A 22,455-nucleotide genomic window follows, 5' to 3' on the forward strand; every position below is an offset into this window, starting at 1 on the left:
GTAGGATTTTCTACAGGCCCATTTATGGTCCATTCACGCTAATAATTATTATGAGGTCGAAGACCTCATTAACACACTGTTATGCGAATAAAGGAAAATTTTAGATGACGGTAAGCGTGTTTTTAAGTCATAACCATCGCGATAAGGATTTTGTAAGAAAGCTTGCGAGAGACTTGGAGAGCCATGGTGTTCATTATTGGCTTGATGAAGCGGAAATGAAAATAGGCGATTCATTGATACAGAAAATACGAGAAGGTATTGATTCTGTAGACTTCTTCGCCGTTGTCTTATCTCCAAATTCTGTTGAAGCACCTTGGGTTGTAAATGAGCTTGATGTTGCTATGAATCACCAGATAAACGGAAAGCCTATTAAAGTGCTCCCCATTCTGCTCAAAGAGTGTGAGCTTCCCGGCTTTCTGGTTGGGAAGCTGTATGGGGATTTTCAGAACGAAGATCAGTACGAAGACTCATTTAGAACGCTCATTAACAGTATCGGCTTGGTCTTCAATAAGACCGTTATGGACTCTGAAAGAAGCTCAAACAGTCTTGGCACTGCGCTAGATAAAGCCTTCTTGAAAAGTTTGCCTCTAATGTCAAAACCTTTTCATCGGCCATTTCAGTATATGGGAATGCCCATCCACAAGGCTGAAGCAGAGGTTGGAGCCACTGCGAACTCCGTAGGTAACATTATCGTCGAGAATGATGATTGCAGAATGCTCCTAGAGGCTGAAGGAAACTTTATTAGCTATGTAGAAGTTGATCTGAAAGCCACTGCTCCACATGACCAAAATCAAGAATTCGACTCAGAGCCAGTTCTTGGTGCTTTAAGCATTGGACTGACGGAACTTGATTTAGAGAGGAAGAAAACCCATTACCACACCTACTATGATCATAGAAGAAAGCTCAAAATCAGCGTCTCATGCCTTTATGATGGAGCGCCGCTTACAGTGGCATTTAGTTCAAAATACTATGGAATGTAAATCGCATAACAAGCATTGCAGCGGATAAACCGCTGAATGCGGCGTTATATTTCAGGAGACTAAGCATGGATGAACCTAAATCAACACTCAGCTTTTCAGGCATTGGCCTTGGGGCAATTGCCCTTCTTCTCGCAATTCTGCACTTCTGGGCAGGCCCTTTTTCACCCCAAGCCAGTATTGAACAAACCGTTGCAGAAAAAGCAATTTCAATAAAGCAAGCAACAATTGCTGCTCTTAAAAGTGAAGAGGCTGCTCCCTCAACACAATCTCGCCTAATGGATCTTGATCAAGTTGCTAGCATTGCTACGGCTACTCTAGGCGGGCTTGCCATCATTTTTGGCGTTATTGGCTTTGCTAAGAAAGAGCCCCTGCGTGTTGCTGGAGGTGCAGCTGTCCTGGGAGGCAGTGCAATCGCGTTTCAGTTCGCAGTTATGGCGCTGGGAGCGATAGTGCTGGCAATACTTGTTGCAGCGGTGTTATCACAAATAGGAATTGGATAAACAAAATATAACAAGTCATCGCAGCCGACCGCTAACGCGGCGGCTGAATAGAAGCGTTATATGTGGTTAAAGAAAGGATTCTTGAAATGTATAATCGGTTCGTAGCTATGTGTGTTACCGGAGCATTATTGCTCTTGCTCATTGAGTTACTAAGAGCCTCAACAGGTTCAATACCAGATGCGATAGATTGGTTGTTCTCTCCGGCAGGAGGAATATTACTTATTCCAATACTCTGGTTTATTTCCCCAACATTAATGTGAATAATTGGTGTAGAGCAGCGTTCTGATTTAACAGTGAATGGTCTTTATCTATTTGGTTTGGGATTTGTGTTAATTCTGATTACTTTATTTGTGTCGTGGGTGTTGTAAATACATATCACCAGTCACTGCAGCCGACCGCTAACGCGTCGGCTGAATTGTAGTGTTAGGCCATCATTCTGATTCAGTCGAAAAATTCTATTTAGTATGTCGATTATTCAATGACAGCTTCGACTAGGTGCTGCATACAACGTGAAAGCTTGAGGAACAGTGCAATGAGCAAAATATTTGTAAACATCGGACTTAGTCTAGACGGCTACATGGCACCGAAAGGAATGACCATAGAGAATTGGAATAGGCCTGAGTTCAAGGACTGGGGAGCGAAGTGGGGTACGATGATGAGCTGGATTCTTAAACAGCAATACTTCCGCGAGAACCTCAAGTTCGGGCCAGGCGGAGAGACCGGTCCGGTTAATGACCTGCTTCGTTACACCATGGAGCGTAGCGGCGCAAACATCATGGGCAAGAGAATGTTCGAGCAAGGCGAGGTCTCATGGCCCGATGAGGCTCCGTTTCACACTCCAGTATACGTTCTTACCCACGAGAAGCGCGAACCCTGGATCCGGCCTGGCGGGACGACGTTCTACTTCGTTAACGACGGCCCGGAGAGTGCCCTTGAGCAGGCTAGAGAGTCTGCAGGCGGTCGCGATATTCGCATCTCTGGTGGCGCGGACGTAATCCAGCAGTATTTAAACTTGGGTGTCATTGACGAGCTAGAAATTGCCTTAGCGCCAGTATTATTTGGCGGTGGAAGACGATTGTTCGAGAACCTGCACGAGGCCATGCCAAAGTTTCGTGTCGACGAGGTACTCAATACTCCAGATGCTACACACTTGCGGTATGTACGTGCATAAGGCCGGCCTCACAAGCGCATGTTGCCGGACTGGTTTTCCGCTACGCTCCAAACCAGCCGCAAATGCGAGCGTTATGCATAGATACCACCATCAGAATTTACACGAATATAAGGATTAAAGATGTTTGTATCACGGTGGAACTGGGCATGGAGCTGGAGCCCAAGTCCTAAAATACATTTTTCCATTGCGCTAGTTATGACCCTAGTTGCGCTTATCCTATTTTTTGTCTCAATTTCATATTCATATAGACAAGTTACGCAGAATCCAATTGTGGATGGCATCGTAGTAAAGAGCATTCCTGGAGCTGATGGTGTTCACACTCCCGTCATTGAGTACAATATACCTACTGAAGGGGCCAAGAGGTTTAAGTCAAAGCTTTCCTCAAGGCCAGAATCATATTTCGTAGGTGATTCTGTAAAAGTTATATTGGTCGGTCCGGAATTAAAACCAAAACTCAACAGTTTTTTTAGCGTTTATGGATTAAGCGCTTTTTTCTTATTGTTTTCTTCGATATGCGCTATTGGTACGACAGTAATTTACTTTACTCGAGTTAAGGCCGGGGAATCAATAGAGTCAGACTGAACCTCCGCTTCGCAGCTCCTTACCCAAATCGTTAAGATTGTCAGTGAGATTTATAAAATGGCTGGTTGCTGTGATGACGATTATGCAATAGATGCCCTTCGCGAAAGGCAGCGTGGAACACTGAAAATTGTGCTCGGCGTCAATGCCGTATTGTTCCTGGTTGTAGTGATAGCCGCGCTTTATGGCCAGTCATCGGCGCTGCTCGCCGATAGTCTTGATAACCTCGGGGATGCTTTGACATATGGTCTTAGCCTGTACGCTGTTTCCAGAGGTGCTGCGGTAAAGGCCAAAGTCGCCTTGTTTAAGGGCGGTCTGATTTTCTTGGCAGCTTGTGCGGTGCTTGCTCAAATTATCTACAGGGTTTTCGTTCCAAGCGTCCCTGTGTTTGAAGTTATGGGTACGTTCAGCCTTCTCGGCCTGGCGGCAAACTCATTCTGTCTTTATTTGCTTTGGCGGCATCGTTACGAAGATGTAAATATGAGTTCAGTGTGGGAGTGTTCACGTAACGATATTGCATCGAATCTTTCGGTTTTTGTGGCGGCCGGGGCTGTCTGGTTTACCGGTTCGGGCTGGCCCGATATCGTGGTCGCTATCGGTTTGGTGTGGTTGTTAATGCGTTCCGCTATTCGTGTTATCACTTCTGCCATGCATGAACTTCGTTCTGCAAACTGATAGCTCACTGCGGATGGATAAGTCGGTGGGGCAGGCCATTTCCAGCATGGAAAATATCCTGCGGCAGGGAAAGCATCGAATCCAAATCTTTTCCAAATCTTTCGAAAAACTGCCGATATTGTTTGCAATGGATGCCAAGCTCGCTATTCCTGATGGATTTAAATACGATTTGGATTGAAAAAAAGCAGGCAGCAACGCCTATTGTGCCGGTCATATCGGTTGCAGCTCAGGTGGTGGTAGCGGTTGCGCCGGTGATTCATCGGGTTGCGGTGGCGATGAGTCACGCAATTCAACCTTGCAATCAGCGCAGGAAGGGGCATGAGCCGGTTTCAGTTCGTAGCAGCTTGAATTTTCTTTAGCTACGCTCCTCAAAATAAACTTTCAAAAAATCATAGGGTTAGTTTTGCTTGGTAGTGGGTTGCCTATATCGCGACACCATTTTTTTTAAATTGTTCCTTGATACATATTGTATTCGTATAGATAATGATAACGATTATCATTTAGTTTACAGATGAGAGGAGCAAAATTTAAATGAATCAAAATGGTGCTGTAAAACAGGGACTAACAAGCCTGTTTCGGAAGAAAAAGCTGGCAGTGGCGGTGACCTTGCTGGCAACGGCAGGAGGGTATGCCCATGCCGCAGAGAGCGGAGAGACAGACCCTGCAAAGCTTGGCTCTATCGTAGTCAGCTCTGACTGGCTAGGTGAGGCGTCAGAAGAAAGCGTCAAAGTCTATCCCGGTTCACGTCAGTTGCTGACCAGCGAAGATCTGCATGAATCCGGTGCTTTGAACCTGGAAGATGCCTTGCGTAAAGTCAACGGTGTACAAGTGCTGGATGAAACCGGCACCGGCATTTTGCCAAACATTGGTATCCGCGGTCTGAATCCGCTGCGCAGTGAAAGACTGCAAATGCTGGTTGATGGTTATCCCGTAGCGATAGGTCCATATACAAATACGGGCGTATCGCTGTTTCCAGTGACATTGCCCAGTATTGAAGCAGTCGATGTCGTACGTGGTGGCGCCGCCGTACATTACGGCCCGAATAACGTCGGCGGTGTATTGAACCTGGTCACACGGCCGATTTCACGTGACTTCGAACAAACTCTCCGTGAACGTATAACCATTGCTGACCACACCGGTAATGTGTTTTACGATACTTATTATCGTGCTTCCGGTTTTGTTACTGATGACTTCGGTTTGCAGTTCCAGGCCAATATTCAGGATGGCGAGGGTTTCCGCGACCACTCCGATACCGATGTGAAAAACTTTATTCTCGACGCGCAGTATTTTGTCAATGACGCCAATGATCTTGCCATGCAGTTGCAATACTATGATGTCGAAGCTGATCTGCCCGGTTCATTGAGTCCGGCGGCCTATCGCGATGATCGGACGCAATCACAGCGCCCGCATGATGCTTATGATGCCGATATGCTGCGCGGCACGTTGACCTGGACCTTCGCGCCCAGCAACGATGTTGAGTTTCAATGGCGTAACTTTGCCCATAAAGCGGATAGAACCTTCTTTTTCGGTCAGGATCTGACCAGCGGTGGTAACTGGGCTGACCCGGCCGGCACGGCATCGCATGTTGCCGATTCACCGCGTGTGTTTCATGTTTACGGCACCGAGCCACGCTTAACCGTGCGTAGCGGCATGCATACGGTCACTGCCGGTGCCCGTTTTGTTAAAGAACAGGTCAGTTTTGATGTTAATCGTTTGAATCTGGCAAGCGGCGATTACAGTGAAGTGCGTAACTGGAACTTTGATACCGAAGCCGTCGCGTTATATCTGAGTGATTCGATGACGTTCCTCAATGACAGGCTGACCGTCACACCGGGTGTGCGTTATGAAGATGTCAGCACCGATTTTGAAGACAGAGTCAGTGGCTTTAATGATGAGAATGACACCGATAAATTCCTGCCCGGCCTGACCATCGGTTTGCAGGCGACGGATAACTGGTTCCTGTTTGCCAATGCGCAGCGCTCACTGGTGCCGGTGCAAACCGCTCAGGTGACCCGTGAAGGTGATGTCGCCAACGAACTGGCCTGGAATTATGAAGTCGGTGCCCGTACTCAGGTCACACCGGATCTAAATGTCAGCGCGACCTTGTTCCGTATCGACTACAAAGATCAGATCCAGTTCAACTCTGGCACCAGCAAGTTCGAAAACCTTGGCGAAACCCGCCATGAAGGTATCGAGCTGACTGGCGACTGGCAGGCGACGCCACATTGGAACTTTGGTTTGGGTTACACCTACCTGGATACTGAGCAACTGGCTGGTGACAACAAAGGTAATGAATTGGCCAATGCACCGGAACACCATTTCAGCGCTGAAGCCAACTACCGTTATCAAAACTGGCAGGCCAGTCTGACCGGTCTGTATGTCAGCGAAAGCTTCAGCGATGCGGCCAATACCGAAGAAGAAACCGCCAACGGCAGTGCCGGTGAATTGCCGTCATACACCTTGGTCAATACCCGCATCAGCCGTGACTTTGCTATCAGTGGTGATAAAAAGCTGCAACTGGCCTTTGCGGTTAACAACCTGCTGGATAAAGAGTATTACTTCCGCGGCGTCGATGTCAGCCCGGTTGGCCGTTTGCCGGCTCCGGGGCGCTCGTTCATTCTGGAAGGCAGTCTCGACTTCTAGTATTCAGAGCGTAGCTCGATAAAGAAAAGGCAGCGTAATGAAAGTTACGCTGCCTTTTTTATATGCATTAAATGGTTGTTTGTTAATTACCCCAACTTGTTTTTGGACGATTGCCTTATGGCTATCAGTATGGAAGTATTAAAAAACAAATGCCCTTGTCTGGCCGGGGACAATATCAAAATTTACAGGGAAGTTAAGATGAGAACATTGTCACTGACTTTATTAATTTTGTATTTGTCTATGAATACTTCTTATGCGGAGATATTCAAATGGGTGGATGAAAACGGCGACGTTCACTTTTCAGATAAAAAACCCGAAACCGCAGCCGCGGATCAAGTGGCGTTAAAAATTAATACATACACGCAGGTCAGTATCGATAATTCCATATTCGATGTCGGCCCTGAAGTAGTGATGTATTCCACTGAGTGGTGCGGGTTTTGTAAAAAGGCCAGAAAGTATTTCAGAGATAATAATATTGCCTTCACTGATTACGATATCGAAAAGAATTTGGCAGCAAAACAACGATATGACCAAATGGGAGCAACCGGTGTGCCTGTCATTCTGGTTGAAGACAAAAGAATGAATGGCTTTAATGTTGAGGGATTTAAACGGATCTATCAATAAGCATTGAGATAGCTCAGCAAGACTATTCATACTCACCAGCACGCAGCAATGGCAGAAGTTCTCTTAACGGTCTTTCGGGAAGGTTAACTAATATTTCATCGTTGGAACCTTCAATTTCCAGCAAACGAACCAAGCCATTGAGACCGTGACAAACAGCATCGGTACGTACAGTCCGGGTATTGAAATTGGTAATAAAACCGCCTAAAGCCCGCTCAGGATTTTTGATATTAAAGCTGTTTGTTTCGTTATAGGCATTTTGCACTAGCCAGCGGCTGGTATGTCGCATGGCTTGTCGATAAGGTTGGCAGTCATCCGAGGCTTGTGCCTTGCAGAATTTGTGCAATTCTCCCATGACTTCGTTGATCCAGCCGTTGCCACTGGTTGTCATGGCATCAAGGTAACGGCCATGGTTAAAAGCATCATCGGGATTATCAATTTGCCTTGATAGCAGCATATCTGCAATCTGATTGATGGTAGTCAGGTAAGCCGGTGCAGGGTCGACTTTTGCCAGATCAAGGAGTGACATCATGACCCAGCTGGATGAAATCGAGTTGGGCGGGCGATAGTCATCGGCGACAAGCGGCCCCTGGGTGGCGACGTCAGTAAGAAATAGCCCGGCAATCTTGCGGGCACCATCAAGATAGCGTTCGTCTTCAGTTTGAGCATATAGCCTTGAGAGGGCGGAGAGAACCTGGCCGGTGTAAAGAAAGGAGTGTTTGTCTTCGGATTCCGACTCTTCACCATTACATTTGGCAATCGGCGTGACATGGCCGTCTTCTTTTATCGTAGACAGTAACCAGTCTCCAGCTGCCCTGGCCGCATCAAGGTACTGTTTTTCGTCCGGGTAGAGCTCATGCATTAACAGTAAAGTGAACACGGTTTTTGAGGTAGTGCCCACCACAATACGACAGGTGCTTTCCTGTGTTTCCGGGTTAAAACCATACTCAAAGCCGCCTGCGTTGGGGCCGGTTTTCAGTTGCCTGTCCAGAAGAAAACTGGCGATATCTTTAAAGTAAGATTCCAGTGCCAGGTCTTTTTGGTACTGGTACAACTTGATAAGCGTGTACAAGGCGGTAGCTGTGTAGGTGGTACGCAGTAAGGTTTGGGATGTGTCCTTATCGGCATCATAGAATTTAAAGAAACCGGCATAATCGGGATGCATATGACGCAACAAATATGCCTGGCTGTCCTTGATTTGCTTTTTAAGCGCTTCAACATCTAGTTGCCTGACTGCGACGCGGTTTCCCAGTAACTCCAGGCCATGATCTTGATAATCTATCAGGGTGTAGCTTTTTGCGGGGTGATAATCAAAATTAACTTTGAAACGATAGTCTTCAAGGGTCGATGCTGCGGTCTTGTCAGTGGCTTGCATGGCAAGGTTTGTGGCTTGTTTCAGCGTGCTGGTGAGGTCCTTGCCTGTCGCCTCGCCTTGGCCAGCCAGTTGGCCTTGATAATAAGCTGTGACTTCAATATTCCAGTGAGTTAGCTGATAGCTGTTATTCCATTGCTTTTCCAGTTGATCAAGTTCTTCAAAAGGCACGTCTGAAAAATGCTGAGAGGCAAAGCCTTTTACAAAATCTATCACTTGGGCGCGGAATACCTGATGGCCAACATCAGGGACAAAAACAGTTTTGTCTTCTACTGTTTCGATGGCCGCAGCGGGGCTGAGTAACATCCCGAAGAGCATGAACAAGACGAAGAATCTGGACATATCGCTACTTCCTTAAGATGTCTGATTCTACCACCAACCACCATAAAAATGATGGGCTGAATATAGCTGCCGGCAGTCAGATTACTTCTCCGGTCAGACCATAAAATAACAAAGGCAGTCAACTTGGTTTTTGGTCTGCTGGGGAGTGGTAGTAAACTGTTTTTTATTGAAAAGGTGTACGCTATCATTCAGTAAAAAAAGAATCCTGTAGTCCCTATCCGAAAGGCAGAGTAGAGATGCCTGACTGGATGCACCAGTTGAATTCAATAGTATCCGTAAGCTTAGTCGGAGGCGGGATGGGACGGCGGCTTTGTCAACAGGCTTTGAAAGGAACTTGTTATGCGCATACCGCTTGCAAAACCCTGGCGTGAGCAATCTCATGTGGAAGAGGTCGCGAACAGCCTCAGCCACGGTATAGGTCTATTTGCTGCACTTGTCGGCGTGCCGTTTCTTATCATGCATGCAACACGGCACGGAGATGTCGCGTTTGTTGTCGGTGCGAGCATCTTCTCCGCCACCATGATATTGCTTTACCTTTCCTCCACGCTCTACCACGCATTACCCCGTGGCAAGGTTAAGCGTGTTTTCCGAATCATCGAACATTCCGCGATCTTTCTTCTTATCGCCGGTACCTACACACCGTTCACGCTTGGGGTACTTAACGGCACATGGGGCTGGACACTTTTCGGACTTGTTTGGGGGCTTGCTATTGCCGGTGTGGCACTGAAGATATTCGAGAAAAAAGGCCATCCCATATTTTCTACCTGCCTTTATCTGCTGATGGGGTGGATTATCGTAATCGCAATTGATCCGCTACTGGCCAGAGTGCCTTCAGCGGGCGTGCTCTGGTTGCTTGCGGGCGGCTTGTTTTACACTGGCGGTGTCGCCTTTTTCGCAATCGGTTCACAACTGCGGTATGGACACTTCATCTGGCACCTGTTTGTGATTGCCGGTACCGTATGCCATTATTTTGCCGTACTCTGGTATGCGGCTTAATCGTTGGGTTACAAGTTATTTGTTCTCAGCAAAATACGTCTTGGTAAGCTTGAAGACCACCGGACTCAGTAGTAATAGAGCAATTAGGTTCGGCAGTGCCATCAGGGCATTTAAGGTATCTGCCACCAACCAGATAAACGATAAATTGGCGACGGCACCTATGGGCACAGCCACTATCCATAAAATACGAAAAGGGGTGATCGAACGTACGCCAAACAAATATTCCACACATTTTTCGCCGTAAAAACTCCAGCCGAGAATGGTGGTAAAAGCAAAAAGACACAGACCAAACGAGACAATCATCCCTCCCAGTCCGGGTAAAACAGATTCAAATGCCAGTGATGACAAACTTGCTCCGGTCTCACCACTGGTCCAGGCACCCGATACAATAATGACCAAACCGGTAATTGAACAGATGATGATGGTGTCAATAAAGGTGCCTAACATCGCTACGCTTCCCTGGCGGACGGGACTATTGGTCTTGGCGGCTGCATGAGCAATAGGGGCACTGCCTAAACCGGCTTCATTAGAAAAAATGCCGCGAGCGACACCAAAACGAATAGCGGCCCATACTGCCGCTCCGGCAAAGCCGCCGGTAGCGGCCACAGGCGTAAAAGCATGCACAAAGATGAGCTCAAAAGCTTGGGGAATCACTGCGGCGTGCATTATTAAAATAACGATACCTGCCAGTACATAACTGATCGCCATAAATGGCACCAATTTACCGGCTACCACGGCAATACGTTTAATGCCGCCAATCAACACCAATGCCACCAGAACAGCCATGGTAAGGCCCGTTATTAATGGCGGAACCCCCAAGTTTGAAGCTAAAACATCAGCCACCGAATTAGCTTGAATCGTGTTGCCAATTCCAAAACCTGCCATTGCGCCGAATACGGCAAAGGCTGTGCCCAGCCAGGCAAAACGACGACTCAGGCCATTTTTTATGTAATACATCGGGCCGCCGATTTTATTGCCCTTTTTATCGGTTTCACGAAAATGTACCGCTAATACGGCTTCTGAATACTTGGTTGCCATGCCGACCAGGGCTGTCATCCACATCCAGAATAGGGCTCCCGGTCCGCCCAGAAAAATCGCCGTTGCCACCCCCGCGATATTACCGGTGCCAATGGTTGCCGACAGTGATGTCATCAGGGCATTAAACGCTGAAATATCACCTTCACCCGCTTGTTTGCTGATATCACGGCCGCGCCACAGCATTTTCATACCATAGGTCAGCTTGGTAATGGGCATGCCTTTCAGGCCAATCATTAACACTAAACCCGTGCCAAGAATCAGCACTAACATCAATGGGCCCCATACGAGGCTATTAAGCTGGGTAATCAGATTGGTAAGCAGTGCGGTTATATCCATTAATTATCCTAAGACCTATTAACACTAAATTGAAGCGTTGTTATCGTATCTTACCTTTGCCGCGCTGTCAGATAGTTGGTTTGAGAACCCTGTTGATGATGAAAACGTTAGCATTCGTTGAACTAGGGCCTGCTGAAGGGATTGGGAAACGTGCGAATCAAATCACAGTTGTGTTTTTTCACTGTTGTCCGGTACCTTGCATGGCGTCGTATATAACTTATAATTCACTTAACTTTATTTACAAGGATATGAGTATGACTATCGCGCTAACACCGCTGCTTTCCCTGATTGCCGGCATTTTGATTCTGCTGGTGCCGCGTTTGCTGAACTATATTGTTGCCATTTATCTGATTATCATCGGTTTGGTGGGTATTTTCGGTGGCAGCCTGCATTTTACGCCATAGATTTTTGCTTTATATCGTTTGCTATATTCGCCATATGGCCATTGTGTATCGATTGTTTTTTGGAAAACATCCGTGAATCAACCTTGCCCCGACCTGGCCGATGAAGTCGTTTGTGACTGTAGTGGAACTACGCGTGGCAAAATCGAGCAGCTAATCGGGCAAGGGGTTGATACTGCCGATGCGATTTCGAGAAAAACCGGGGCCATTTCAGGCTGTGGTTCCTGCGAGTGGGATATTGACGATATCCTGAATGACTATAAGAAATAACGGTTTATATCGACATTAAACAAACAATCCGCGGCATATGTTGCACCGGGCAGTGTCGAAGTATCGGCGGAAAATACCATGGAGGGTATTTATCTGAATCACTATCCTTAATCCGGTTTTAGATTCTCAAGATATAAGGCTGTAGCCCCGGCGACTGCTGCTGGAATCACCAGAAAGTTCAAGATTGGAATCATGGTTGCGCCCATTGTCGCGAGACCGAAGCCCAAAGCCAGTCCACGTTTTTGTTTTAATACCATCCGTTGCTGATTAAACAGCAACTGATGGTTACCCATCGGGAAGTCGTGGTAATCCAGCGCCAGGATCCAGCTGGAAAACAACACCCACAACAGCGGCGAAACAATGTTGACAACCGGGATAAACGACAGCAGCAGCAACGGAATCATCCAGATCAATAAATAACCCAGTTTTCTGATTTCATTGAAAATCATTTTGGGGGTGTCTTTGATGATCCGGGTCCAGGCCATGGCCGGTGGCGCTTGACCGGAAAGTTTGATTTCAACGGCTTCGGCTAATGGCCCATTAAATGGCGCGGCAAGCATATTGGCGATAATCGAAAAGGTGAAAAACACAATCAGAACCAGCAACAGCAAAAATATCGGCCAGAGGATCCACATTAATGCACTGGCCAGCCATTCCGGCAGCCAAGTTGGCATCAAGGCGTTCATCCACGGATCAAATTCACTGATGCCAAACCAGATCGCGATACTGAACAGCAAGGTATTAATCGCCATAGGTAAATAGGCAAAACGGCGTACCCCCGGCTGATTAATCAGGCTGAAGCCCTGTATTAGATAGCGTGCTCCTTTGACCAGATCCTGCATGTTATACCTCAGTAATTTTTTAGTTTGTCCTTAGCTAACAGGGCGGTGCCGAATGCCGCTTCTGTCTGTGTCAACTCAAGTAAGGGAACCTTGAGTTTCTGCTGGCGAATGCATTGCCATATCTTATTTTCTGCGCCGCCTCCCGTGGTTCGGACTGATTTTAATTCACAGCCGGCAAGCGCGGTGAGCAGGTGATATCCCTGCATTTCAATATCCGCCATTGCAGTGAGCAGACCATGCAAAAAAGCGGCATCGTTGGCAGGCCGCGGGCTCAACAATGGCTCTAGTTGTGGGTTATTAAACGGAAACCGTTCACCTGCTGTCAAAAGCGGGTAATAAGTCGGTGGTGTTTGATTCAGATCGATCTGCTGGCTCAAGTGGCTGAGTTCGTCATCGCTGAAGAAATGTCTGAGCACCGCACCACCGGTATTGGAGGCGCCGCCTGTTAACCACAATGCGCCCAGTTTGTGACTGTAAATACCGTGTTCAGGCTGATAGACGGGGCGATCAGCAATCAGTTTTAACACCAGCGTCGACCCCAGAGAGGTGACGGCTTCACCTGTTTTGCTGGCACCGGTTGCCAGCAAGGCCGCGATGCTGTCGGTAGTGCCGGCAATTAACTCGGGTGAATACGTCAGCCTTAGTTCTGCTTGTAGTTCGGGGATTAAGTTGCCAATCACGGTTCCCGGACTGACAACCCGGGGCAGACAGTTGGTATCTATTAGTGTATCCAGCCATGAAGGCCATTGCAGCTGAACCGGATCAAAGCCTGTTTTGAGCGCGTTATTGTAGTCGGTGACACCGAGTTCGGCGCCCAGCTTGAATAAAATCCAATCGGCCTGATGCATCAGCTGATAGTCAGTGGGCAATTCAGTTTGTTGTTGCAGATAGAGTAGTTTAGCCAGGCCGCTACTGACCCCATGCGCCGCAGAGTCGGCTGCTGCGACTTTGCCAATCATCTCGGCCTGTTGCTTTGCACGGGCATCGTCATACATCAGAAGAGGGGTAAGCGGCCGGCCTTGCTTGTCAGTCAGCAGAATTGAACCGGAAGTGGCGTCGACGCTGATAGCCCGGATTCGGAAGTTTTTCAGGTCTGCCAGCAGGGACAACAGCAGTTGTTTAACATACTGCCATTGTTGCTGAGGGTTTTGTTCGGAAGCGGGAGCGGTGCTAACTGAAGGCGGAAAAGAAAGGTGTTGCTGCGCGACAATATTGTCTTGTGCATTGATAACAACAGCCCGGCACCCGGAGGTGCCGAGATCGATGCCAATCCAGGCGTCAGATAACACAGATCAGAGCAGTTGTACCGGTGTTGGTGCGACCCAGCCTGGTTTGCGGTGTTCGGCAACTACGGTGGTATAAACACCGCCACGTACATTGAAAATACCGGTCACACGCATAAATCGTGGATCGCAGGCTTCAACCAGATCATTGAGGATCGTATTGGTGACTTTTTCATGGAATGCGCCTTCGTCACGATACGACCAGATGTAGAGTTTGAATGATTTCAGTTCGACACATTTTTGGTCGGGAACATATTCAAGCCTGATCGTGGCAAAATCGGGCTGGCCGGTTTTAGGACACAGGCAAGTAAATTCGGGTGATTCTATACGGATGGTATAATCACGCTCCGGTGTCGCATTTTTGAAGGTTTCCAGTTGTTTGCTTGGTTTAGTGGACATGGATAATCTCAATGTAATAAATGAAATATTCTCGTTCAGGGTCGGTTGACGTTTGTCTTCGTCTCCATTGATACAGAAAAAGCGCCGATTACATCCCTATAATTCACCCCTTACAGGATTTGCGCTCAAAAACGTTTCAGACGTTTTTGTGACCATTGCAAATAAGTGACGGGCAACAGCGGAAAGGCGCTTTTTCAAACACAATCCAACGGGGCTGAAGCTATTTTTGCGTCCAGCGTCGTTGCCAATCCCTTATGTAGTATTATACTACACCACGTGCTTTCCACCTTGCCGGGCCGTAAAAATAAGCCTCCAGCAGGAGAAAACAGAAACGTCAACAGACCCTGAATAGCAGACTAAATTTAAGTGTTAGAAATCATTGTCCTCACAATCGTTATTATCGTCGCGTTTATCGCGGCCAGCTGGTATGCACATCAACGCAGTCAGGAACGGGCGAGAGCATTTGAAAGAGAGCTGGATATCGATGAATCGCGGGAAGGTGACAGTTTCCAGCAGCGCTTTGATGCATTGTTTGAACAAGAGTCTCACTTGGACGAAGCAGAATCTGAAAACAATGAGCAGCTGACAGCGCATCCTGAAGCTGACTTGTTTACAGAAGCCACATCGGAAACAGTTCAGGCAAATACAGAAGCGGCTGAAACTGAAGTGACCGAAGCTCAAGACTGGGATATGGTCATTGCTTTGACTATTATGGCACCGGCGTCTAATGCGTTCACAGGCCGTGCTGTTAAAGCGGTTCTGGATAACCATGATCTGCATTTTGGTGATATGCAGATTTACCATCGCCAGACCCAGGGCTCTCGCAAGCAGACTTTGTTCAGTGTGGCTAATATTCTTGATCCGGGCACATTGTTGCCGGACAAGTTTGTGTCGATGACGACGCCCGGCTTATTGGTCTTTGCACGACTTCCGGGCCCGATCAATGGTATGGCCTTGTTTGATGATTTGCTGGAAACCGCACGGGGAATGAACGAACAGCTGGGCGGTGTTTTATGCGATGATCAACGCCAGCCAATCAGTGACAGTGGTTTGGAAGCGATGCGCGGCCGCATCCTTGACTATCAAATGTCTGTTCAGGCAGAGAATAACCAACATTCGAATGACTATTTCAACTGAGATCCAGCAGCGCGCTGAAACACTGCGTGAGCTTATCAATCACTATAACTATCTATATTATGTTGCTGATAACCCTGAAGTTCCTGATGCGGAATATGATCGACTGTTTCGTGAGCTGCAACAACTGGAGCAGGATTATCCACAACTGCTGACTGATGATTCTCCGACCCGCCGGGTCGGTGGCGCTGCATTGGATAAATTTGCCGAAGTTGAACATGCGCTTCCGATGTTATCGCTGGACAATGTGTTCGATCAGACGGAACTGGAAGCCTTTGATAAGAAAGTGCGTGACTGGCTGAATACTGACCAGCCACAAGTTTATGCGGCCGAACCAAAACTGGATGGCTTGGCCATCAGCATCCGTTATGAAAACGGCGTATTAGTACAGGCGGCCACCCGCGGGGACGGCACTACCGGTGAAGATGTGACCGCCAATGTCCGCACGATCAAATCGGTGCCGTTGCGATTAAAAGGCGATTCGATTCCCGCGGTAGTGGAAATCCGTGGTGAAATCTTTATGCCAAAAGCCGGGTTTGAAGCCTTGAATCGTGCCCAACTGAAAAATAACAAGAAAATCTTTGTTAATCCTCGTAATGCCGCCGCCGGATCGTTGCGACAACTGGACTCTAAAATCACCGCGATCAGACCGCTGGATATTTATTGTTACGGTTTGGGTTATATCGAAGGTGCCGCCAGACCTAAAAGTCATACTGCGGCGATGAACATGATTGCCGGCTGGGGTTGCCGGATTTCACCTGAGTTGAAAAAACTGACGGGGCTGGAGGCTTGTCAGGCTTATATTCAGCAGTTGGGTGAGCGCCGGGACAGTTTGACTTACGATATTGATGGGGTGGTGTTTAAAGTCGATGACACTGCTTTGCAGGAACGGTTAGGATTTGTTTCCCGCGCCCCGCGCTGGGCGATTGCCTATAAATTCCCGGCGCAGGAAGAAATGACTACGGTGGAAGATATTGAAGTACAGGTCGGCAGAACCGGTGCTTTAACGCCGGTAGCGAGACTGAAGCCGGTATTTGTCGGTGGTGTGACGGTCAGCAACGCAACTTTGCACAATGAGGACGAAATCCGCCGTAAAGATGTACGTATTGGCGATAGGGTGATTGTGCGTCGTGCCGGTGATGTTATTCCGGAAATCGTTAAAGTGGTCACTTCACAACGCCCCGACCACACCCGTGAATTTGTCATGCCGGCACAGTGTCCTATTTGTGGTTCCGATGTTGAGCGAGAAGAGGGTGAAGCCGTTTCACGTTGCAGTGGCGGGTTGTTCTGCCCCGCGCAGCGTAAGGAAGCAATTAAACATTTTGCCTCGCGCAAAGCGCTGGATGTGGATGGCCTCGGCGATAAGCTGGTCGAACAGATGGTGGATGCCGGTCTGATTAAAGATGTGGCAGATCTGTTTTTGCTTGAAGCTGAACAAATTGCCGGACTGGAGCGGATGGGGCAGAAATCCGCTGACAATCTGGTTAAGGCTTTACAAGCCGCCAAACAAACCCGTTTCGGCCGTTTTCTTTATGCCTTGGGTATCCGGGAAGTCGGGGAAGCAACGGCCCGATCGCTGGCCAGTCATTTTATGACGCTGGATGCCTTGATGCAGGCTGATGCCGAAGCATTAATCGAAATTGAAGATGTCGGCCCTGTTGTCGCCCACCATGTTGAAACGTTCTTCCAGCAGCCGCATAACCGTGAGGTGATTGAAAGACTGCTGGCTGTCGGCGTGCACTGGCCTCAGGAAGAAAAAACGGCTGCAGATTCTGAGTTGAGTGGCAAAACCATTGTTTTGACCGGTACGCTGGAACATATGTCGCGTAGTGAAGCCAAAGAGAAACTGCTGGCGCTGGGCGCTAAAGTGGCAGGCAGCGTGTCCCAGAAAACCGATTATGTGGTCGCTGGCCGTGATGCCGGTTCAAAATTAACCAAAGCCGAGTCACTGGGTGTCACCGTTGTCGGTGAAGACACCTTGCTGGCCTGGCTGAATCAGGAATAACCATGACTGCAATTGCAGATGCCATTAAAAAAGTCGCGACCGGTCCGCACTTGAGCAAGGATTTAAGTACTGAAGAAGCTTATGCGGCCACAATGGAAATCCTTTCCGGTGAGGCTGATCCGGTACGTGCCGCAATATTCTTTATTGCGATGCGGATGAAACGCGAAACCAATGAAGAAAACCTGGGGATTTTACAGGCTTTGCAGTCGGTCACCGATCAGCAGCAGGCGGATGTAGAACAGTTACTGATATTTGCTGATCCTTATAATGGTTTTAACCGGCATTGCCCGGTGACAGCGTTTTTACCAGCGGTATTGGCTGCTTGCGGCTTGCCGACGATATCGCAAGGTGTTTTTGAAATGGGACCCAAGTTCGGCGTTACCCATGCCCAGGTTTTGTCGCTGGCAGGCATTGATGTCAATCAGTCAACTGCGGCTGCAACAACTGCCATCAATAACAAAAACATCGGCTGGGCTTATATTGACCAGGCCCAGGCCAGTCCCAAAGTATTTGCGTTGCAGCAACTGCGTACGCAAATGATTAAACGTCCCAGTCTGGCGACGCTGGAAAAAATGATTATGCCGGTGAAAGCCAGCAAACAAACGCATCTGGCAATCGGCTTTGTGCATAAGGCATATCCGCCGATTTTATCATGGCTGGCTGATAAAGCGGGCTTTGACAGTGCCTTGATTGCCCGTGGTCTGGAAGGCGGTATCGTGCCTACGCTGCGCGAGGTTTCCAATAATTTCAGCATGAGAGGTGCCGAGATGCACGAACTCAGCCTTGATCCTGAGGATTTTGGTATTGAGCAGGACACCCGGGGCGTCACCAGCGAACATGAGTCGGTCACGGCAGAAGAAACTCTGGAGCAGGGCATGCGTGCCTTAGCGGGCCAGTCCGGACCGGCTTTTGATACGCTGGTTTATGGTGCTGCCATTGCCTTGTGGCACACCGGTCTGCAACCAACGCCGGCACAGGCCGCGGCGCATGCGCGTGATGTTATTCGCAGCGGTCAGGCCAGTGCGCATTTTGAATCAGGAAAAGCATAATGGTTTATCAACAGACACTGATTTATAACAATGGCGGTCGCGGCACCAGCAATATCACCCGTGATGTACAACAACAGGTGGCTGACTCCGGCATCACTACCGGTACCTGTCATGTGTTTGTACAACATACCAGCGCCTCTTTGATGTTGTGTGAGAATGCCGATCCGGACGTGCGTCATGATTTGGAGACTTTTATGCAACATATCGTGCCTGATGGCGATCCGATGTTCCGGCACCAGGATGAAGGTCCCGATGATATGAGTGCGCATATCCGCACGGTATTGACTAATCCCGACTTAACGGTGCCGGTCAGTCAGGGACAATGTGATCTGGGGATCTGGCAGGGGATCTATCTTTGGGAGCACCGGGCACACCCTCAGCGTCGCCGGGTAATTGTTACGGTACAGGGCGAATAACATGACTGAATTTGAACACGATAATGCAGACGAATCCTGGCCGGAAGAGTGGGGCACAGAGAAAAGCAAGTCACAGATAAAGCGTGAACTTGATGCTTTAAAAAGTCTTGGCAAGTCATTGATTGAACTGCCTTTAATAGATCTTAATAAGCTGAATTTACCTGAAGATTTGTATGACGCTATTGTTAAAGCACATGGCATGAGCAAAGGGGCATTAAAACGTCAGGTGGGTTTTATCGGTGGCATGATTGCCAATGAAGATTATGAAAAAATTGAGCAGGATCTGGCTGCACTGCGTCAGCCGCATCAGGGACAGGTGAAACAGTTTCATCAACTGGAATCGTGGCGCGATCGGCTGTTACAGGGTGACAAGGAAGTGTATGGCGAGCTGATTGCAGCATTTGATGATTTTGATGTGCAACATGTCAGACAACTGGTGCGCAATGCTGAGCGTGAAGCCAAACAGCAAAAACCACCTAAATCAGCACGTCAGCTGTTTCAATATCTGCAGGCGCAGCAGAATACAGTGAAATAAATAACCTGAAACGCGCATTTCCAGATTGGTCAGTGACGTGGTAACTCAATCACAAAACTGGCACCACCCAGGTGCCCGCGTTCCAGATTGATATTGCCTTCATAGGCCATGATGATGTCGCTGACGATAGCCAGGCCCAGGCCCTGACCTTCAGCCTGGGTATCAATACGGTGACCGCGTTTGATGACATAACCTTCAGCACGGCTGGGAATGCCACTGCCGTCATCTTCGACCCGTATTTTGATGACGTCATCGACAGAACGGACAATCACATGTACTTGTCCGTAACAGTATTTATAGGCGTTCTCCAGCAGGTTGCCCAGCAGTTCGTACATATCACCTTCATCGGCATGAATGTAGGCGTTACGCTCAATTTCACACTGGGTCCGAACATTTTTGCTCTGGTATACCTTGTCCAGACTGTTAATGATTTTAGAAATAATTTCCCCGAGTGAGACCGGTGCCAGTAGACTGCTTTTACCTTCAGTTGAGGCCCGCTGCAGTTGGTAATCAACCAGGCCGCTGATCCGGTCAAGCTGTTCATAACCGGTTTCTTTCAATTCATCCAGATTACGACTTTGCTCCAGTTCACCACGGAATACCGACAACGGTGTTTTGAGGCTGTGTGCCAGATCTGCCAGGGAGTTTTTATAACGTTGCCGTCGTGATTCTTCATGATCAAGCAATGCATTGATATTGTTGGTGAGTTGCTGCAACTCTTTGGGATATTGCTCATTAAGCCGTTTGTGTTCGCCGGTTTCGATCGCATGCAAGTCAATCGCCACATCATGCAGTGGGCGTAAACTCCAGCGCAGAATAATCGACTGGGCAATCAACAGCATCAGGCCCGTGCCGCCCAGCCAGTACCAGAGATTACGCTGAAAACCTGCTGTTTGCTGATCCAGTGTGTGAATATCCTCGGCAACATTGATGGTGTAACTGATTTCCTGGCCGGACTCCGTCTCCCAGACAATCCCAAAGGCCAGATTGACCAGGGTCAGACCTGATTCCAGCTCCAGCACCGAATATTCCTCGTTTGACGGGCCGGGATGGAAGGGTAAAGCCAGAAACAGGCCGATAGCAGAAGGGGACTGCCATACAATACGGTTACCGCTGGTGATTTGGGCGTACAGGCCTGAGTTGGGAATAGCAAATTTAGGCTCGGCCAGATCCTTCGCCAGAATGAGCTTGCCATTGTTGTTAAGTTCGGCCGCTGTCAACAGGGTGTAAACATAGTTTTTCAGCCTTTTTTGCTGCTCTGTTTTGGCGCTGCTTTCAAACGCATTGTTGAGACTGATGGCAGACAGGCCCAGAAAAGCTGTCAACACCAGGCTGACAGCAATTAACAGCCGGTTGGAGAGTGAAAAACTAAAAACTCTCACGAGGCAGGTTCAATCTGTAACCGCGACCACGCAAGGTCTCAATCGGGTTGAGCTCTTTATCGGGGTCAAGTTTGCTGCGCAGACGCTTGACGAAAACTTCAATGACATTGCTGTCACGATCCTGATCCTGTTCGTAGATGTGGTCAGTCAGCTCGGTTTTGGATATGACTTCACCGGCATGTAACAACAGATAGTGCAGCAAACGATATTCGTAAGCGGTTAAATCAATCACCTGATCGTTTTTGGTGACCTGCTGGGTACTGGGGTTGAGACTGATTGGGCCGCAGCACAGGGTAGGATTCGCCCAGCCGGAAGCCCGGCGGCACAGGGCATTGAGGCGAGCCATCAGTTCTTCAAAGTGAAACGGTTTAACCAGATAATCATCAGCGCCGGATTCGAGACCTTCCACTTTATCCTGCCAGCGGCCGCGGGCGGTCAGAATAAGAATAGGGAAGTCATGGCCTTGCTGCCGCAGTTGTTGAATCACATCGATTCCGGACAGTTTGGGTAAACCCAGATCAATGATGGCAACATCGTAAGGGTATTCGGAGCCCATAAACAGGCCTTCTTCACCGTCGGCAACCGCATCAACGGTCAGGTTCTGTTTTTTCAGTTGTTGTTCGATCTGTTCCCGCAGATGAATTTCGTCTTCTATAACTAAAACGCGCATGAAGCCTCAGCGAGCTGCATGTCCGGTATCACGATCGATACGGTGGACTTTTACTTTGCCATTATTATGCAGTACTTTGACCCGGAAAATAATGTGATTGTTGCGACGCTCCTCATCGACGGATAAAACCTTGCCGCCCGTTTCAATACGGGCCAGTTCGGCAGCCGTATGTTTGGTCAAGGGTAACGCAATCTCGTTGATGCTGGTGCCGGGTTCCAGATCATAGGGCAAATGATCTGCCATCGCCGGCAGGCTCGTCAGCATAATAATCAGTGGCAGATACCTAAAATTCAACATCAAACGACCTTAACATCCGTGAACGTGTATTTATACCGAAACAATGTTGTTTCGGTATATAACAATATCTGCGTGTAAAGCAAGTTTCGGTTTTCATAACCAGGTCTGCTTTATTTGGCTTTTTCAGGTTTGACTTCACCAATTGCTCCATCAGCACGGGCCTTAAGATAGCTGTAGATATATTCGCGGCCTTCCATGACACCGGGGTTGGCTTTCCATGCCGGCATACTGCCGATAGTGCCTGTTTTACCGTCTGCTACGGTGGTCATGAATTCATCTCGACTAATTTTATTCAGGCTTTGAGCCAGATTAGGTCCGGCCAGACCCTGGCCGTAGGTGCCATGGCAGCGGGCGCACCAGTTACGGTAAAGTTTGAAGCCTTTATAACTGTCTGCATCAAGCTGATTCCCATTAGTCACCGTATAGGGGCGTTCCTGTGCCTGCAGCGGCAGACTGGTCATCAGACCCGTAGCTGACAGACACAGCATGACTGTCATTAATTCACGTAATTTCATTTCA

Annotated in this window: 24 protein-coding genes; 14 read left to right on the top strand and 10 right to left on the bottom strand. The window is 48.4% G+C overall.

Annotated elements, in window-relative coordinates; all coding sequences use genetic code 11:
• Positions 1 to 104: 104 nt before the first annotated feature.
• From OMP95_RS00445 to OMP95_RS00460, 4 genes are all read left to right on the top strand, one after another.
• On the top strand, positions 105 to 980 hold the full coding sequence (locus OMP95_RS00445) for a toll/interleukin-1 receptor domain-containing protein (RefSeq protein WP_266324747.1): 876 nt from the start codon (positions 105 to 107) through the stop codon (positions 978 to 980).
• Between the two features lie 65 nt (positions 981 to 1,045).
• On the top strand, positions 1,046 to 1,480 hold the full coding sequence (locus OMP95_RS00450; protein ID WP_266324749.1) for a hypothetical protein: 435 nt from the start codon (positions 1,046 to 1,048) through the stop codon (positions 1,478 to 1,480).
• A 532-nt stretch (positions 1,481 to 2,012) separates the two neighbouring features.
• Entirely contained in the window at positions 2,013 to 2,651 is a 639-nt protein-coding gene (locus OMP95_RS00455; RefSeq protein WP_266324751.1) for a dihydrofolate reductase family protein, read from the top strand.
• A 639-nt stretch (positions 2,652 to 3,290) separates the two neighbouring features.
• Positions 3,291 to 3,905, top strand: a complete 615-nt coding sequence (locus OMP95_RS00460; RefSeq protein WP_266324753.1) for a cation transporter — start codon at positions 3,291 to 3,293, stop codon at positions 3,903 to 3,905.
• A gap of 4 nt (positions 3,906 to 3,909) precedes the next feature.
• Here OMP95_RS00460 and OMP95_RS00465 read toward each other — a convergent pair whose 3' ends face one another.
• Positions 3,910 to 4,119, bottom strand: a complete 210-nt coding sequence (locus tag OMP95_RS00465; protein ID WP_266324755.1) for a hypothetical protein — start codon at positions 4,117 to 4,119, stop codon at positions 3,910 to 3,912.
• Positions 4,120 to 4,436: 317 nt separating this feature from the next.
• Between OMP95_RS00465 and OMP95_RS00470 the strand changes: the two genes are divergently transcribed.
• Together OMP95_RS00470 and OMP95_RS00475 are read left to right on the top strand one after the other, a co-directional pair.
• Positions 4,437 to 6,548, top strand: coding sequence for a TonB-dependent receptor family protein (locus OMP95_RS00470; protein WP_266324757.1), 2,112 nt, complete (start codon positions 4,437 to 4,439; stop codon positions 6,546 to 6,548).
• Between the two features lie 117 nt (positions 6,549 to 6,665).
• Positions 6,666 to 7,172: a glutaredoxin family protein gene (locus OMP95_RS00475; RefSeq protein ID WP_266324759.1), complete on the top strand. Its 507-nt coding sequence runs from the start codon at positions 6,666 to 6,668 to the stop codon at positions 7,170 to 7,172.
• A 22-nt stretch (positions 7,173 to 7,194) separates the two neighbouring features.
• Here OMP95_RS00475 and OMP95_RS00480 read toward each other — a convergent pair whose 3' ends face one another.
• Complete coding sequence (locus OMP95_RS00480; protein WP_266324761.1) at positions 7,195 to 8,883, bottom strand: hypothetical protein; 1,689 nt, start codon at positions 8,881 to 8,883, stop codon at positions 7,195 to 7,197.
• A gap of 339 nt (positions 8,884 to 9,222) precedes the next feature.
• On the opposite strand from OMP95_RS00480, the gene trhA reads away from it, so the two are divergent.
• Positions 9,223 to 9,879, top strand: a complete 657-nt coding sequence (gene trhA / locus OMP95_RS00485) for a PAQR family membrane homeostasis protein TrhA (protein ID WP_266324763.1) — start codon at positions 9,223 to 9,225, stop codon at positions 9,877 to 9,879.
• Between the two features lie 15 nt (positions 9,880 to 9,894).
• On the opposite strand, the gene OMP95_RS00490 is transcribed toward trhA, so the two are convergent.
• Positions 9,895 to 11,253 carry an alanine/glycine:cation symporter family protein gene (locus OMP95_RS00490; protein WP_266324765.1) on the bottom strand — a complete coding sequence of 453 codons (1,359 nt, stop codon included), beginning with the start codon at positions 11,251 to 11,253 and terminating at the stop codon, positions 9,895 to 9,897.
• 254 nt (positions 11,254 to 11,507) lie between these two features.
• Here OMP95_RS00490 and OMP95_RS00495 point away from each other — a divergent pair, with 254 nt between their 5' ends.
• Positions 11,508 to 11,657, top strand: coding sequence for a DUF3096 domain-containing protein (locus OMP95_RS00495; RefSeq protein WP_266324767.1), 150 nt, complete (start codon positions 11,508 to 11,510; stop codon positions 11,655 to 11,657).
• A gap of 72 nt (positions 11,658 to 11,729) precedes the next feature.
• Complete coding sequence (locus OMP95_RS00500; RefSeq protein WP_266324783.1) at positions 11,730 to 11,924, top strand: (2Fe-2S)-binding protein; 195 nt, start codon at positions 11,730 to 11,732, stop codon at positions 11,922 to 11,924.
• Positions 11,925 to 12,031: 107 nt separating this feature from the next.
• On the opposite strand, the gene cysZ is transcribed toward OMP95_RS00500, so the two are convergent.
• Genes cysZ through queF form a run of 3 tightly spaced genes read right to left on the bottom strand, consistent with a single transcriptional unit; the run spans position 12,032 to position 14,448 of the window.
• Complete coding sequence (gene cysZ / locus OMP95_RS00505; protein WP_266324785.1) at positions 12,032 to 12,766, bottom strand: sulfate transporter CysZ; 735 nt, start codon at positions 12,764 to 12,766, stop codon at positions 12,032 to 12,034.
• An 8-nt stretch (positions 12,767 to 12,774) separates the two neighbouring features.
• A complete protein-coding gene (locus OMP95_RS00510) occupies positions 12,775 to 14,055 on the bottom strand; it encodes an FGGY-family carbohydrate kinase (protein ID WP_266324787.1) in 1,281 nt (426 codons plus the stop codon).
• A 3-nt stretch (positions 14,056 to 14,058) separates the two neighbouring features.
• Positions 14,059 to 14,448 (bottom strand): preQ(1) synthase, encoded by a 390-nt coding sequence (gene queF / locus OMP95_RS00515; RefSeq protein ID WP_266324789.1) that lies wholly within the window; start codon positions 14,446 to 14,448, stop codon positions 14,059 to 14,061.
• Positions 14,449 to 14,814: 366 nt separating this feature from the next.
• Between queF and OMP95_RS00520 the strand changes: the two genes are divergently transcribed.
• Genes OMP95_RS00520 through yjgA form a run of 5 tightly spaced genes read left to right on the top strand, consistent with a single transcriptional unit; the run spans position 14,815 to position 19,587 of the window.
• Positions 14,815 to 15,585 (top strand): cell division protein ZipA C-terminal FtsZ-binding domain-containing protein, encoded by a 771-nt coding sequence (locus OMP95_RS00520; RefSeq protein WP_266324791.1) that lies wholly within the window; start codon positions 14,815 to 14,817, stop codon positions 15,583 to 15,585.
• Positions 15,569 to 17,587, top strand: a complete 2,019-nt coding sequence (gene ligA / locus OMP95_RS00525) for an NAD-dependent DNA ligase LigA (protein WP_266324793.1) — start codon at positions 15,569 to 15,571, stop codon at positions 17,585 to 17,587. Before OMP95_RS00520 ends, ligA begins: the two co-directional genes overlap by 17 nt.
• 2 nt (positions 17,588 to 17,589) lie before the next feature.
• Positions 17,590 to 18,636 carry an anthranilate phosphoribosyltransferase gene (locus OMP95_RS00530; RefSeq protein ID WP_266324795.1) on the top strand — a complete coding sequence of 349 codons (1,047 nt, stop codon included), beginning with the start codon at positions 17,590 to 17,592 and terminating at the stop codon, positions 18,634 to 18,636.
• Entirely contained in the window at positions 18,636 to 19,052 is a 417-nt protein-coding gene (locus OMP95_RS00535; protein ID WP_266324797.1) for a secondary thiamine-phosphate synthase enzyme YjbQ, read from the top strand. The genes OMP95_RS00530 and OMP95_RS00535 overlap by 1 nt, the downstream gene beginning before the upstream one ends.
• Position 19,053: 1 nt before the next feature.
• Entirely contained in the window at positions 19,054 to 19,587 is a 534-nt protein-coding gene (yjgA, locus tag OMP95_RS00540) for a ribosome biogenesis factor YjgA (RefSeq protein ID WP_266324799.1), read from the top strand.
• Positions 19,588 to 19,616: 29 nt separating this feature from the next.
• On the opposite strand, the gene OMP95_RS00545 is transcribed toward yjgA, so the two are convergent.
• From OMP95_RS00545 to OMP95_RS00560, 4 genes are all read right to left on the bottom strand, one after another.
• Positions 19,617 to 20,969 carry an ATP-binding protein gene (locus OMP95_RS00545; RefSeq protein ID WP_266324801.1) on the bottom strand — a complete coding sequence of 451 codons (1,353 nt, stop codon included), beginning with the start codon at positions 20,967 to 20,969 and terminating at the stop codon, positions 19,617 to 19,619.
• A complete protein-coding gene (locus OMP95_RS00550; RefSeq protein WP_266324803.1) occupies positions 20,956 to 21,639 on the bottom strand; it encodes a response regulator transcription factor in 684 nt (227 codons plus the stop codon). The genes OMP95_RS00545 and OMP95_RS00550 overlap by 14 nt, the downstream gene beginning before the upstream one ends.
• Before the next feature lie 6 nt (positions 21,640 to 21,645).
• Positions 21,646 to 21,936 (bottom strand): PepSY domain-containing protein, encoded by a 291-nt coding sequence (locus tag OMP95_RS00555; RefSeq protein ID WP_266324805.1) that lies wholly within the window; start codon positions 21,934 to 21,936, stop codon positions 21,646 to 21,648.
• 110 nt (positions 21,937 to 22,046) lie between these two features.
• Entirely contained in the window at positions 22,047 to 22,451 is a 405-nt protein-coding gene (locus OMP95_RS00560; RefSeq protein ID WP_266324806.1) for a c-type cytochrome, read from the bottom strand.
• Positions 22,452 to 22,455 lie beyond the last annotated feature (4 nt).

Origin of the sequence: Methylophaga sp. OBS4, assembly GCF_026319305.1 — a bacterium.
In the GTDB taxonomy this organism is placed as follows: domain Bacteria; phylum Pseudomonadota; class Gammaproteobacteria; order Nitrosococcales; family Methylophagaceae; genus Methylophaga.